Below are 13,314 nucleotides of genomic sequence, written 5' to 3' on the forward strand. Positions count from 1 at the left end.
CTCCCCCACCACTCCCCCCTGCGAGGGGGAGGGGGCTTTCTGCGTCACCCCGCCGCCAGCAGGCTCGCGTTGCCCCCTGCCGCGGTAGTGTCGATGCAGGTCACGCGCTCGGTGGCGAAGCGGGCGAGGTAGTGCGGGCCTCCGGCCTTGGGCCCGGTGCCCGAGAGGCCCTCGCCGCCGAAGGGCTGGCTCTCGACCACCGCGCCGATCTGGTTGCGGTTGACGTAGAAATTGCCGACCCGCGCACGGCCCTGCACGAAACGCCGCGTCTCGGCGATGCGGCTGTGGAGGCCGAGGGTGAGGCCGAAGCCGGTGGCGTTGATGGCGTCCACCACTTGGCCGAGCTCCCCCGCCCTGAAGCGCACGACATGCAGCACGGGGCCGAAATTCTCGCGCTTGAGGTCGCGGATCGAGGGGATTTCGATGATCGTTGGGGCGACGAAGTGGCCATTGGCAGGGGTGCCGGGGAGGCGCTCGACGGGTAGGCCCTTCGCCATGCAATCGGCGACATGCGCCTCCAGCAGCGCCTGCGCATCGGCGTCGATCACCGGGCCGACATCGGTGGCGAGGTCGGCGGGGTCGCCCACGGTGAGGGCTGCAAAGCCGCCGCGGATCATCTCCAGCACGCCTTCCGCGATGTCCTCCTGAAGGTAGAGCACCCGCAGCGCCGAACACCGCTGCCCCGCGCTCTGGAAGCTGCTCGCCAGCACATCGCGGACCACCTGTTCGGGGAGCGCGGAGCTGTCGACGATCATCGCGTTCTGCCCGCCGGTCTCGGCGATCAGTGTGGCGATCGGGCCGTCGCGGTTCGCGAGCGCGCGGTTGATCGCGCGCGCGGTCTCGGTCGATCCGGTGAAGGCGACGCCCGCGAGGCGCGGGTCGGCGGTGATCAGCTGCCCGACCTCGCCTGCACCGGGGAGCAGTTGCAGCGCCTCGGGCGGGATGCCGGCCTCGTGGCACAGCTTCACCGCGAGCGCGGCGATCAGCGGCGTCTGTTCGGCGGGCTTGGCGATCACGGCGTTCCCCGCCGCCAGCGCCGCCGAGGCCATGCCGATGAAGATCGCCAGCGGGAAGTTCCACGGGCTGATCGTCGCGAAGACCCCGCGCCCGTGAAGGGTGAGGCTGTTCTCCTCCCCCGTCGGCCCCGGCAGGATGGTGGGCGCGCTGAATTGCCGCCGCGCCTCGGCGGCGTAGTAGCGCAGGAAATCGACCGCCTCGCGCAGTTCGAGCACGGAGTCGAGCAAGGTCTTGCCCGCCTCGCGCTGGCACAGGCTGAGGAATTCGGCGGTGTGCGCCTCGAACAGGTCGGCGGCGTTCTCCAGCAGCAGCGCCCGCGCCTCTCCGCCCAAGGCATCCCAGCCGGGTTGGATTTGCGCGGCGCGGGTGAACGCGGCCTCGACCTCCTGCGCCGTCGCATCGCGGCGAGTGCCGACGATTTGCGACGGGTCATGCGGCGAGGTGACGTTCACCACCGCGCCAGTGCCCCCGAAGGTCGGTTCGGCGGACCACTGGCGGGCCTCCAGCGCGCGCAGTTCCGCCAGCAGCGGCTCCCTCACCAGCGGATCGGACAAATCGACGCCCGCGCTGTTCTTGCGCGCGCCGAAAATCGCCCCCGGCAGCGGGATCGCCGGGTTGCGCCGCGGGCTGAGCGCCGCAAGCTCCGCCACCGGATCGCCGACCAGTTCCTCCGCCGGAATATCCGCAGCGCCCAAACGGTTCACAAAACTGGTGTTGGCCCCGTTCTCGAGCAGGCGGCGCACCAGATAGGCGAGCAGCTCCTTGTGCCCGCCGACGGGCGCATAGGTCCGCACCGGCGTGCGCTGGTTGCCCTCCAGAGCGTGGAGTGCGTCGTAGACCTCCTCGCCCATGCCATGCAGGCGCTGGAACTCGAACGGACGCCCCGCCGCCAAGTGCTTGATCGCGCCGATGGTGTAGGCGTTGTGCGTGGCGAAGGCCGGGCGGATCACATCGGCGTGCTCGAACAGCCGCGCGGCGCAGGCGAGGTAGCTCACATCGGTCGCCACCTTGCGGGTGAAGACGGGGTAGTCGGTGTAGCCGCCCACCTGCGACAACTTCACTTCGCTGTCCCAATAGGCGCCCTTGACCAGCCGCACGAACAGCTTGCGGCCATGCCTGCGCGCGAGCTTGCCCGCCCAGTCGCACACCCAGATCCCGCGCTTGGAATAGGCCTGGATCGCGAGGCCGAAACCCTCCCACCGGCTGCCATCGGGGCGGCGGAACAGGTCGTCGTCGGCGACCAGTTCCTCGATGATGTCCATGCTGAGTTCGAGCCGCTCGGCCTCCTCGGCGTCGATGGTGAAATGAATGTCGGCATCGCGCGCGCGCACCGCCAGATCGCGGATCACCGGCACCATCTCCGCCTTGGCTTCGTCGGCGTGGAAGAAATTGTACTTCGGATGCAGCGCCGAAAGCTTCACCGAAATCCCCGGCGAGCCCGCCACTCCGGCGCCCGCCTCGCGCGCCAGCCGCGCCAGCGCCGCCTCGTAGCTCAGCCGGTATTTCTCCGCATCAGCGAAGGTCATCGCCGCCTCGCCGAGCATGTCGAAGGAGTGGGTGATCCCCCGCGACCGCTCGGGCGCAGCGCGCTTCAGCGCCTCGTCGATGGTGCGGCCGAAGACGAACTGGCCGCCGAGGATCTTCATCGCCTGGCCCGTGGCGGTGCGGATCACCGGCTCGCCCAGCCGGTTCATCGCGCGGCGGAAGGCGCTCCCCAACCCCTTTTGCCGCGCATCGGGCGGATCGAGCACTTCGCCGGTCAGCATCAGCGAGAAGGTCGCGGCGTTGACGAAGGTGGAACTGCTTTCGCCCAAGTGCTCGCCCCAGTCGATCTGGCCGATCTTGTCCTTGATCAGCGCGTCCGCCGTCGCCGCATCGGGCACGCGCAACAGGGCTTCGGCAAGGCACATGAGGGCGATGCCCTCCTCGGTGTCGAGGCCATATTGCTGCAAGAACGCGTCGATCCCGGAGGCCTTCTTGGCCCGCGCGCCCTCGATCAGCCGGACCGCGAGGCCCGCCGCCGCCGCGTGCACCTTCGCTGCCGGGGCGGCCTGCTCCAGCCGCTCGGCGATTGCCGCTTCCTCGTCCTGGCGATAGGCGCGGCGCAGGTCGGTGCGGTCGATTGCTGGGGCGGGGGCGTAGTCGGCCATCTGGTTTCACCTGAAACGATTCGCGGGAGCAAAGCGGCCCTCTGGACCCCGCAAGGCTGCGCTTCAAGCGCGGGTTTTGCAACGCTCCGCTTGCCCGCCGCGCGAGGGGCGTTTAGCCTTCGCTCTCGACTAACGGGGGCCGCTTTCGACCATGCGCATGTTCTGCTTCCATTGCCGCGACGGCGAAGACGGCGGGAGGCTGCGCGCGATCCATCGCCCGGCCCATCTCGAATTCATCCACGCCAATGCCGATCATTTCGTGATCGTCGGCCCGCTGAAACGCGCCGATGGCCTGATCATCGGCTCGCTGCTGATCGTGAAGGCCGAGGACGAGGCCGCCGCGCGCGCGATCCTCGCGGGCGATCCCTACCTCACCGGCGGGGTATGGCAGCTGATCCGGGTGGACGAGTTCACGCCGCTGCTGGGCGATTGGGCCTAGCGGAACGGATCGCCGTCGCTGTAGCGGCGGCTGATGAAGGCCGCGTTGCTCGAAAAGGCGTCGAGATCGTGCTGCGCCAGGTTGCGGGCGATCTCGTCGATCCGGGCCTTCATCGTGTCGAGGCTTTCCTCGAGGATGAAGCTCGCCGACTTGCCGGTCTTGCGGAAGATTTCCGCGCGGTGGGCGGCAGGGATGTCGATGTAGCTCTTGACCAGCTTGGGCAGGTGTTCGCCCTGCATCAGCTCGATCTCGGTGCGGCTGACGGCCTGCACCGCCTCGCGGTCCATCATCGTGCCCACTTCTTCGAGCGCGGCGAGGATGGCGTCGATCTTCTTGCGCGCGGAGGCGGGGACGCGCTCGTCGTCATAGTCGATGCCGTGCGCGCGCTCGGGCGAGGGCGGCGGCGCGGGGGGCGCTTCCGGTTCGGGCGCGGCGAACATCTTCCTGAGCGAATCGAACAGACCCACGAACTTCCCGTTTCGGCTTTCCGGCCATCACGACCGAGGGCCTGCTTTAGACCCTGTTTCAGCGGGGTGGAAGCGTGGGAATGCCTGCGCGCTCGCTCTCCAGCCGGTCGAGCGCGTCGTAGAGCCTGGCGAAGGCGGACTGGAGCGCCTCGGCCTTGTCACCTTCGGGCGGGCTTTCGTCGGTGATAAGGTTGCTTGCCGCACGGTTCAGCCCGGCGATCCGGTCGAGCACCAGATCGTGCCGCGCGATCATCCGCGCCGCCTCCATCGCGGTGCGCAGGACCATCAGCATGGTCGCGGTGGCCTGCTCGATCGCTTCGATCAGCTGGGCGTTGGTGCCGCTCACCAGCTCGCGCGCGGCGAGCGCCTGGGTGGTCACCGCGCGCGCCTCGGCGATGTCGCGCGCGCGGGTGCGCACGGTGTGGAGCGCGTCGGCGGTGAGACGGCGCGCCTTCATCGGCTCCTTCGCTTCGATCATCGCGGCGCGCGCTTCGAGCGTCGGCGCGACTTCCTCGGCGAACAGCGCATGCTCGGCGAGCGCTTCGACCAGTGGGCGCAGCGAGGCCTCCTCGGCCTCCAGCCCGACATTGGCGCGCAGCAAGGCGTCGCGCTCGCGGGTCAGCGATGTGAGCACGGCCGCGATCTCGCTCTCGGCGGCGGCATAGCGGCGGAAATAGGCGGCGGGGTCGGGCTTGGCGGCAAACAGGCCGAAGCGCTTGGCCGCCCCCGCAAGATTGCCCTCGCGCAAGGGTTCGAGCGCCCCGGCGATGCTGCGCAAGGCGGCCGTCGCCTGCGCGATTCCCCCTGTCGTGGGCGGGGCGACATGGGCGAGGCTTCCCGCGTGGCGCGCCGAGGCGGCGGCAATGGTGTCGCGCCCCAACGCCTCGATAGCCTCCAACTTGTGGTCGAAGGCCGGGCTCAGCGGCTCGATCAGCATGAGCTCGGCGACGAATTTCATCGCCTGCCCGGCAAGTTCCGCGTGGCGACGCTTGGTGATGGCGGACACGGCCAGCCTAGGCGACCCGTGTCGGCGCCTGCGGGCGGCCGGGACGTGCGCCGCGTGGCGCGTGGACCCTTGCGCGGTCGAGCACGCCCTGCGCCCAGCGCGCGTGGGTGGTGGGCTCCAGCATCGAGCCGCCATGCCCGAACACCGCGCGCGCCTCGGCGGCGAGGATCGCGCTGGCTTCCTCGACCTCGGACGGGGCGGGGCGCAGCACATCGTGGATGATCGGCACCTGGCTGGGGTGGATCGCGGTCTTGGTGAGGAGGCCGTGCTCGATATCGCGCGCGACTTCCTCGCGCAGCACATCGGTCAGCGCGTAGTGCTCGAAGACGGGGGCCGAGAGCGCGAGGCCTTCGGGGATAAACACGCTTGCCATGGTGCCGATGGCAAGGCCCAATGGGGTGTCATAGGCGGTCCGCTCGCGCGAGCGGCGCACGCCGAGCTGGTTCAGGATGTCGTTCCCGCCGATGCGCACCGCATGAACGCGGCTCCCCAGCGGCGCGAGGGCGCGCGCCATCTGCACCATCGCCGCGCGGTCGAAGGCCTCGGGGCTCTCGATGGTGGGCATGATGCCGTGCGCCGGACTGCCCAGCCGTTCCAGCCAGCCTGCGATATTGGCGGTCGTGATCTTGGGGAGCACGAAGCCCGCCAGCCGTTCGATCCCCGGCTGCGCGAGCATCCATTCCAGCATTGCCGGCCCGCGCGGGCGGGCATAGGCGATGAGGCTCGGCGGCACGGCATCGAGCTGGCGAAGCGTCGCACAGAACACCTCCTGTGCCGCGCCCACCTCGGTTTCGTGGAGCGAATCCTCGAGGCAGATCACCACCGAGCGCAGATCGGGATTGGCCCCCGCCAGCACCTCGGCAAGGCGCGGGTGCTGCACCGGAATGTAAAGCGTTGCGCCAAGCTCCACCGCTTTCGTCATTCAGCGTCTCCTGCCTTCGCAATCAGTGTTACGGCGCGGTAGTTGCCAAGTTCCCGCTGCTCGACCGGAACGCGCGATTGTGCGGCAAGGTGCAGCAAATGCGCCACTTCCGCGTCGCCCCGGTCGCGCACGAAGACGGCCTCAGGCAAGCGGCGCAGCACGGCGCGGGTGGCCTCGGCGATGCCGGGCTTGATGCGGTTCACATTGGTGACGGCGAATTCGGCCATCAGGCTTTCGACCAGCGCGGTTGAGGCTGCGCGGCTAGCGGCGGCGGCCTGCGGGCTCCAGCCGGGGTGGGAGGCATCGGAGGGCGCGGCAGCCTCGACCGCGGCGACGAAGGCGCGGCTGCGGTCGGCGTGGGCGTGTTCGGTGAGATGGCGGCAGGCGTGGAACTCGCCCTCGCCAACCAGTTCTGCGCTCAGCACCGAGCGGCTGACCAGCCCCGAGGCGATCGCGCCGAGGATGCCGGAGGGGATGAGGTAGTCCTCGGTGGTCGCGGCCAGCGAAGCGCAGCCCGCCGGATCGGCGACCACCGCGAGGAAGGGCGCGAAGCCGGTGCTGCCATCGGCCAGACTTTGTTCGAGCTCCTGCGTGATCGCGCCCTTGCCGGTCCAGCCGTCGACGAACACCGCGTCCGCCGTCCCGCGCGCGGCGGCGATTTGGGCGAGCGCGACGCGGTCGATCCCCCGCCCCCGGATGATGCTGACCGAATAATGCGCGACGTCGATCCCGCGCTCCGCCAGCGCCCGGCGCAGCAGCACCCCTATGGGCGTACCCGCGCGGGCGAGCGAGACGATGGTGCAGCTCTTGGCCGTTTCGGGGCGGGCGATGATCGCCTCGGCCAGCGCCGCGATATCGGCCTTCAATCGCCCCGCATTCCTCGCCAGCGCCGCCTCGTAGAGCGCGAGGTAGCGCGCATCGGGCAGGCGTTCCTCGGACAGCATCTCCGAATAGTGCCGCGCGCCCGACTGGATCAGCGCCTCCTTCTCCGCCACGTCGGTCAGCGCGACCGCGGCGGGCTTGAGGAGGAAGGTCACATCCTCGGGCGCGTAGGAGCCGTGGAAAGGCGTCATCCGTCGATCCAGTCGTGCCCGCGCGCGATGTGCTGCCACAGCTGCGCGGCGGTGGGGATCATCGCCATGTCCGTAAGATCGAGAAAGCCCGCGTCCGACCAGCTATCGCCGATGCCCACGACCAGCCGTCCGGGCGTCTCGGCGCGCACCGTCTCCAGGAAGTAGCGCACCGCGGCGCGCTTGCTCAGCCACGGGGGCAGGAAGGCGAGATTGTTGCCGTTGGCATGGATGCGCCAGCCTTGGGGGAGCCGCGCGCGCAGGGCTTCGGCGAGCGCGGTCAGCGCGGGGACGTCGCCCGTGTTGCTCTTGATGACGATGTAGAGATCGAGCCCGTCCTCGCTCACCAACCAGTGACGGTATTCCGCGCCGAGGCCTTCGGTCAGCGCGGGGTAGAGCGCCGCGGGAGCCTCGGACGCTTGCGCCTCGGCGGCGAGGCGGGCGTGCCAGACCGGATCGGGGGTGCCGTCCGCCGTCATGATGCAGCCGCCATTGGCGCAGATCGCGGGGGCCTGCGCGACGTCGACCCGGGCGAGCACGTCACGCGCGCGCGCGGTCACGGGCACCAGCTCGCCATGCGCCAGCCAGCCGAGCAGCGCCTGCTGCGGCGGGGTGGCATAGCCGCTGGGGCTGCCGTCGGCGAGGCGGCTCATCAGCCTGAGATCGCCCTCGGCCCAGTCGCCGCATTTGGGGGCGGTCTGGAACAGGCTGTCGTCGAGGTCGGCGAGGATCAGGGGGCGGGTCATGCGGGCCCGCCATAGCGGCACAACAGCGTCTCGACCATTACAGGAGACCCCGCTTCGGCGAGCCAGCCGCGCAGTTGGTCAGCCTGCCCGCCCGCGATCTCGGCGGCGATCACGATGCGGTCGGGACGGTGGGCGAGGAGGTTGTAGACATGGCACGTCGCCCCGGAGCCGTATGCGTCGCCAAGGGAAGTGACGCTCGCCATCGCATGGCCGAGCATGGCGGGGGTGCGAGTGATCGACTGGATCGCAGGAGCCGCCCCCTGTGCGGCGATCTCCTCGGCAACGCGCAGGGCTTCGTAGGCGTGTTCGCCGTCGCCGAGCACCAGCACCCGCTCGCCGGGGCGGGCCACGATGCGCGCGCGGGTGGCGGCTTCGGGTTCCAGCAAGCCGGTGCGGCTGCGCATGCCGGTCGCGGGCGCAGTGCCATGGCGGTTGGCGGTGGCGGCGAGGCTGGCGGCGGCCTGTCCGGCTCCGGGGGTCCAGTGGAGCGTCCCCGCGATGAGCGAATGCGCCGAGGCGGGGCGCGGCATCCGGGGGAGGAAGGCGCCCGCGCTCCAGTCGGTGAGGCTGGCGACCGCGATATGCTCGATCTGCGGCAGGGCGGCGACGAGCGCCTCGGCGGCCTCCACGAAGGTCGCGCCCGTGCTGCATTCGTCGTCGATGATGACGAGGCTGCGCACCTGGGGGAGCAGCGCCTCGATCTCGCCCGCCACCTGCACCATGTGGCTGGCGGCGTGGCTGTGGCCTTCCTCGAAGCGGCAAAGGACCCGCACATGCGCGACGGTCTGGCGGCTCGACTGGACATAGGCGCTGAGGCTGCCGGGATGCCGCGCGCGCCACGCCGCCCAGACGCTCTGGGCGAGGCCCGTGGCGGTCTCGGCCATGCCGCAGAACAGGACGGGCCCCGGCAGGGCGGGGAGTTTCGCCGCGAGCGCATCGGCGGCGGCGCGCAAGGCTTGCGGAGGCGTCGGCAGATGGCGGCCGAGCACCTTCGAGACGATCAGGAAGCCCCGCTTCGGGTTCGCCCGCGCGGCGAAATCGCACAGCGCGGCAACGCGTGCAGGCTCGACGCCTTCGAGCACCAGCGTCCCAGTCGGCAGGTCGACCGTCACCCTGTGCTGCGGCGCCTCGGGCGCCCGCGTGCGGTCAGGTTGTATCGACATTCAGATGATGAGGTGCCGAAAATGGTGCGCTTTCAGAACCCGGAGCGCAGCGGCCTTATGGGCCGTGAGCACCGGAAGTCTGGAAGCGGGCCATTTGCAGGCCCTCAGCGCTGAATGCCGATGCAACCTAGGCATGGATGATGATGCTGACCACTGCACTGCGCGCCCGGGCGACGACATTGCGACGCAGATTGTCGGTCGAGATCGCCAGCGGAGGCAGCTCGGCCCCGGCGGCGGCGGCCATTTCGTAGACCAGCGCGGCGCGGATGCCGAAATTGACGTTCTCCGAGATCGACCCGCGATTGCGCATGTTGTCATGCGCGAGGCTGGCCGAGGTGATGCCCACCAGATTGCCGAACTCGTCGATGATCGCCCCGCCCGAGGAGCCCGAACCGATGGGGGCCGAGAACTGGAAGCGCGCGACATCGCCCCCGCCCCCCGTGAGCCCCGAGACATTGCCGGTCGTCACCTTGAGGTCGGCGCCCAGCACGTCGATCAGAGGGAAGCCCGCGGCCATGATGTCCTCGCCCAGGAACAACGGCGAGCCGATCCGTAGCGGCAGCGGCGCGCCGTGGGTGCGGCAGCGCAGCAGCGCGAGATCGTGCCCGACATCGACCGCGATCACCGTGCCCGCATCGCGCGCCGGGCCGACTTCGAACTTCTGCCCGTCCTCGACCACGTGGGCGTTGGTGACGATCAGGTCGGGCGCGATCAGCACCCCGCTGCCCGAACCGATCAGCTGGCCCGGCATAGGCTTGGGCCGCCCCTGCCCCTCGCTGAACCCACGCCCGTCGGGGTGGGGAATCGGGCCATTGCCCGGGAGCGGCACGCCCGGGGAATTGCGATAGGGCACCTCGATCCCGCCCATGTTGCGCGCGCGCACATAGGCGTCGATCCCGAAGGTGAAGCCCTCGCTCGAGAGCTTCATCCGGCGCTCGCCGTTCTTGGTGTAGACCTCGGCAAGGATCACCGCGGCGAGCTGTTCGGTCGGCTGCGGCATCTGCCAGACCGTGCCGTCGACCTCGAATTCGATCGGAAAGGCGTGGTTGGTGAAGCCGCCGTGGCGGTCGTCCATGACATAGGCGACGATCTCGAAATCGCCTTCGAGCTCGGCCATGCCCTGCATGAACCACTGCGCCTGATCGATCCGGTCGAAGGCGAGCACGCGCCCGCCCGAGCCCATCGCCGCGACCGCGATGCGCGCGGCCTCGCTTCCGCGCAGATGGATGCGGCAGTCGGCCTTGGGGCTGATCTTGACGCGCTGTCCGGGCTGGGCGGGCTGCATGATGGTGGTGCGACCTGTGGCCGGATCAGCCGATATTGACGCCCATCGCGCCCGCCAGCCCCGCAAGGCCGCTGCGCCAGCCTTCGCCGATCGCCTTGACCTTGATGTCGCCAGCCGGGCCGCGATAGAGTTCGACGAAGATCATCGCGACATTCATCGAGGCGTCTTCGGAGAGGTCGTAGCGCGCCAGTTCCTTGCCGTCGGCCTGGTTGACCACGCGCGCGAAGGCGTTGGAGACCGAGCCGAAGTTCTGGCCGTTGATCTCGCCCTCGTGGATGGTGACCGCGATCACCACCTTCTTGGCCGCCGGGGTGAGCTTGGCGAAATCGATCAGGATCGTCTCGTCATCGCCCGCGCCCTCGCCGGTGCGGTTGTCGCCGCTGTAGACCACCGCGCCATCGGGCGAGGTCTTGTTGTTGTAGAACACGAAATTCGCGTCGGAGAGAACCTTGTCGTTCTCCCCCAGCACGAAGGCCGAGGCGTCGAGATCGAAGGCCGCGCCATCGGTCTTGCGCACGTCCCAGCCGAGCCCGACAATCACTGCATTGAGGCCCGGGGCCTCTTTCGAGAGCGACACATTGCCGCCCTTGCTGAGCGAAACCGCCATCTTTTTCGTATTCCCTGCTTGCGGAAGCGCGCGGCCGGCGAGCACGCCCCCGGCCGCGCCCCTCCCCGATTGTCAGATGTTGACGCCGTAGTGGCCGGCGAGCGGGCCGAGGCCGCCCTTGAAGCCCTGGCCGACCGCGCGGAACTTCCATTCGGCGCCGTGGCGATAGACTTCGCCGAGGATCATCGCGGTCTCGACCGAGGCGTCTTCCGACAGGTCGTAGCGCACGACTTCGTTGTTGTTGCTGGCATCGACGAGGCGGATGAAAGCGTTCGAGACCTGGCCGAAGGTCTGGCCCTTGGTGTCGCCTTCGTGGATGGTCACGACCACCGCGACCTTGTCGACATCGGCGGGGAGCCTGGAGAGCGTGATCTCGATCTGCTCGTCGTCGCCGTCACCCTCGCCGGTGCGGTTGTCGCCCTGGTGGACGACCGCGCCATCGGCGACCTTCATGTTGTTGTAGAAGCAGAAGTCCATGTCGGAGCGGACCTTGCCGTTCGCGCCGCACACGAAGGCCGAAGCGTCGAGGTCGAAATCCTGCCCATCGGTCGCACGCACGTCCCAGCCCATGCCGACCATGATGCGGTCAAGCCCGGGCGCTTCCTTGGACAGGCTGAGATTACCACCCTTCGACAGTGAGATAGCCATAAATCGTCTCCTTTACCCAAGTCTGGCGGCGCGAGGTGGCCGCCGGTGTTGAAAGCTTACGCGAGCGCATCCTCAGGCTCGCCGTCGGGGTTCGCCTTGTTCCACTGGACCGAGGACCAGAAGGCGAGCCCGATCAGCACCGCGCCGATCAGGCCGGTGATGACTTCGGAGATGTGCATGAAGGTGTTGAGGTACATGATCACCGCCAGCGCGAGGATGGCATAGAACGCCCCGTGCTCGAGGTAGCGGTACTCGCTCATCGTGCCCTTCTTGACGAGGAAGATGGTCATCGAACGCACGAACATCGCGCCGATGCCGAGGCCGATGGCGATGATGATGAGGTTATTCGTCAGTGCGAAGGCGCCGATCACCCCGTCGAACGAGAAGCTGGCATCAAGCACTTCGAGGTAAAGGAACGCGCCGAAGCCCGCCTTGGCGACGTCACCGGTGGACGGCGTGGGGGGTTCGAGCACGTGGTTGATCACCTCGACGCCGAGATAGGTCAGGAGACCGGCGATGGCGGCGGTGATGAAGGTCAGCGCCTCCTCGCCCGGCAGCACGGTCGAGACCGCCCAGGTGCCCGCGAGCACGAGGCCGATCGAGACCGCCTCGATATCCGCCACCTTGGCGAGCGGGCGTTCGATGGCGGCGATCCAGTCGACTTCCTTGTCGCTGTCGAAGAAGTAGTTGAGGCCGACCATCCCGAGGAAGGCCCCGCCGAAGCCCATCAGGCCGATATGCGCGCCTTCGACGATGCGCTGATATTCGCTCGGCGAATTCAGGGCGAGGTTGATCGCCTCGACGGGGCCGATCTGCGCGGCCACCATCACGATCACCAGCGGGAAGACGATCCGCATCCCGAACACCGCGATAGCGATACCCCAGGTCAGGAAGCGCTGCTGCCAGACCGGCGACATGTCCTTGAGCACGCTCGCATTGACCGCGGCGTTGTCGAACGACAGCGAGACTTCCAGCACCGCGAGCACTGCGCAGATCCACACTATCGACAGCACGCCGTCGATCGTGCCGGTCAGCGCCCAGCCGTAATAGCCGCCGAGCGCGAGGCCGACGGCGGTGAACAGCAGCGAGCCGCCAAAATGTTTGAACATCGAATATGATCCCCTTGGGCCGCGTGATACGGCGGTATGCTTGATTAGTCCTTACTGCCGCGCTGCCATTGCAGATAGACGCCAATGTCCTCGGCAAACGGCTTCTGGCTCTGGTAGAAGCGCATCAGGCGGCTCATCTTCAACTCCCCGCCGACATTGTCGATCAGCGCGATGCCGCACAGGCGCTCGCGGCTGCCCACCTCGTCCATGCGGACCTCGATCTCGGGCTGGCCCGGGATGTTGAGGCGCACGACGCCATCGGTCGAAGCCCAGTCGGGCGCACCTTCATAGATCAAAGCGAAGACGCCGATGCGGCGGATATAGTCGAAATACTGGCCGTTGACGCGGATCGTCTCGCCCGCGGCAACCGCGCCGGTGCGGTCGTCGCCCGACAGTTCGATGAAGGGCGGCTGGTGGTAGGCGCCGAAGCTCCTCCCCAGCGCCTGGATGCAGCCTGCGCCCATGCCGTCGGCGAGTTCGAAGATCACGCCGAGATCGAGGTCGAGCTGCTGCGAGCCGCCGAAGAAACCCTTCTTCTGGGTGCGCGCGGTCCAGTTGAGGTTGAGCACGATCTCGCCAAAGGAATTGCCCTGCTTCTTGAGGCTGACCGAGGAATTGCCCTTGTCGAGGCTGATCTTTTTGAGGCTGATCGGCGCGCTCGGGGGCGGGGGCGGCGGAGGAGGCG

General features: G+C 68.7%; 12 protein-coding genes and 1 pseudogene. 1 reads left to right on the top strand and 12 read right to left on the bottom strand.

Annotation, left to right across the window (positions count from 1 at the left end; genetic code table 11):
• Positions 1–44 precede the first annotated feature (44 nt).
• Complete coding sequence (gene putA / locus AX708_RS04080) at positions 45–3,167, bottom strand: bifunctional proline dehydrogenase/L-glutamate gamma-semialdehyde dehydrogenase PutA (RefSeq protein ID WP_066526793.1); 3,123 nt, start codon at positions 3,165–3,167, stop codon at positions 45–47.
• A 151-nt stretch (positions 3,168–3,318) separates the two neighbouring features.
• On the opposite strand from putA, the gene AX708_RS04085 reads away from it, so the two are divergent.
• Complete coding sequence (locus AX708_RS04085) at positions 3,319–3,606, top strand: YciI family protein (protein ID WP_233999605.1); 288 nt, start codon at positions 3,319–3,321, stop codon at positions 3,604–3,606.
• Here AX708_RS04085 and AX708_RS04090 read toward each other — a convergent pair.
• From AX708_RS04090 to AX708_RS20740, 11 genes and pseudogenes are all read right to left on the bottom strand, one after another.
• Positions 3,603–4,073 carry a hypothetical protein gene (locus AX708_RS04090; protein WP_066526791.1) on the bottom strand — a complete coding sequence of 157 codons (471 nt, stop codon included), beginning with the start codon at positions 4,071–4,073 and terminating at the stop codon, positions 3,603–3,605. The two genes, AX708_RS04085 and AX708_RS04090, sit on opposite strands and share 4 nt — an antisense overlap.
• A 58-nt stretch (positions 4,074–4,131) precedes the next feature.
• Positions 4,132–5,079, bottom strand: a complete 948-nt coding sequence (locus AX708_RS04095) for a toxic anion resistance protein (protein WP_067489565.1) — start codon at positions 5,077–5,079, stop codon at positions 4,132–4,134.
• A gap of 7 nt (positions 5,080–5,086) precedes the next feature.
• Positions 5,087–6,001, bottom strand: a complete 915-nt coding sequence (locus AX708_RS04100) for an HpcH/HpaI aldolase/citrate lyase family protein (protein WP_066526784.1) — start codon at positions 5,999–6,001, stop codon at positions 5,087–5,089.
• Positions 5,998–7,074 (bottom strand): cysteine protease StiP family protein, encoded by a 1,077-nt coding sequence (locus AX708_RS04105; RefSeq protein WP_066526781.1) that lies wholly within the window; start codon positions 7,072–7,074, stop codon positions 5,998–6,000. The genes AX708_RS04100 and AX708_RS04105 overlap by 4 nt, the downstream gene beginning before the upstream one ends.
• Entirely contained in the window at positions 7,071–7,817 is a 747-nt protein-coding gene (locus tag AX708_RS04110) for a sucrose-6-phosphate hydrolase (RefSeq protein WP_066526780.1), read from the bottom strand. Before AX708_RS04110 ends, AX708_RS04105 begins: the two co-directional genes overlap by 4 nt.
• Positions 7,814–8,980: a phosphoribosyltransferase domain-containing protein gene (locus AX708_RS04115; protein WP_066526779.1), complete on the bottom strand. Its 1,167-nt coding sequence runs from the start codon at positions 8,978–8,980 to the stop codon at positions 7,814–7,816. Before AX708_RS04115 ends, AX708_RS04110 begins: the two co-directional genes overlap by 4 nt.
• A 127-nt stretch (positions 8,981–9,107) precedes the next feature.
• Complete coding sequence (locus AX708_RS04120; protein ID WP_066526778.1) at positions 9,108–10,265, bottom strand: S1C family serine protease; 1,158 nt, start codon at positions 10,263–10,265, stop codon at positions 9,108–9,110.
• A gap of 25 nt (positions 10,266–10,290) precedes the next feature.
• Positions 10,291–10,872, bottom strand: a complete 582-nt coding sequence (locus AX708_RS04125; RefSeq protein WP_066526776.1) for a TerD family protein — start codon at positions 10,870–10,872, stop codon at positions 10,291–10,293.
• A gap of 72 nt (positions 10,873–10,944) precedes the next feature.
• The gene (locus AX708_RS04130; RefSeq protein WP_066526774.1) at positions 10,945–11,520 is read right to left on the bottom strand and encodes a TerD family protein; all 576 of its coding nucleotides are present in this window, start codon (positions 11,518–11,520) and stop codon (positions 10,945–10,947) included.
• Between the two features lie 56 nt (positions 11,521–11,576).
• Positions 11,577–12,629 (bottom strand): DUF475 domain-containing protein, encoded by a 1,053-nt coding sequence (locus AX708_RS04135; RefSeq protein WP_066526772.1) that lies wholly within the window; start codon positions 12,627–12,629, stop codon positions 11,577–11,579.
• 44 nt (positions 12,630–12,673) lie between these two features.
• A pseudogene (locus AX708_RS20740) lies at positions 12,674–13,314 on the bottom strand (Tellurium resistance); the annotation flags it as partial.

Origin of the sequence: Erythrobacter sp. CCH5-A1, from assembly GCF_001557115.1 — a bacterium.
GTDB lineage: Bacteria > Pseudomonadota > Alphaproteobacteria > Sphingomonadales > Sphingomonadaceae > Erythrobacter.

Coding starts and splice junctions, on each gene's coding strand:
- AX708_RS04105 (WP_066526781.1), bottom strand. CDS start 7,074: ATGACGCCTTTCCACGGCTCCTACGCGCCCGAGGATGTGACCTTCCTC.
- AX708_RS04115 (WP_066526779.1), bottom strand. CDS start 8,980: ATGTCGATACAACCTGACCGCACGCGGGCGCCCGAGGCGCCGCAGCAC.
- AX708_RS04085 (WP_233999605.1), top strand. CDS start 3,319: ATGCGCATGTTCTGCTTCCATTGCCGCGACGGCGAAGACGGCGGGAGG.
- AX708_RS04125 (WP_066526776.1), bottom strand. CDS start 10,872: ATGGCGGTTTCGCTCAGCAAGGGCGGCAATGTGTCGCTCTCGAAAGAG.
- AX708_RS04100 (WP_066526784.1), bottom strand. CDS start 6,001: ATGACGAAAGCGGTGGAGCTTGGCGCAACGCTTTACATTCCGGTGCAG.
- putA (WP_066526793.1), bottom strand. CDS start 3,167: ATGGCCGACTACGCCCCCGCCCCAGCAATCGACCGCACCGACCTGCGC.
- AX708_RS04130 (WP_066526774.1), bottom strand. CDS start 11,520: ATGGCTATCTCACTGTCGAAGGGTGGTAATCTCAGCCTGTCCAAGGAA.
- AX708_RS04120 (WP_066526778.1), bottom strand. CDS start 10,265: ATGCAGCCCGCCCAGCCCGGACAGCGCGTCAAGATCAGCCCCAAGGCC.
- AX708_RS04135 (WP_066526772.1), bottom strand. CDS start 12,629: ATGTTCAAACATTTTGGCGGCTCGCTGCTGTTCACCGCCGTCGGCCTC.
- AX708_RS04110 (WP_066526780.1), bottom strand. CDS start 7,817: ATGACCCGCCCCCTGATCCTCGCCGACCTCGACGACAGCCTGTTCCAG.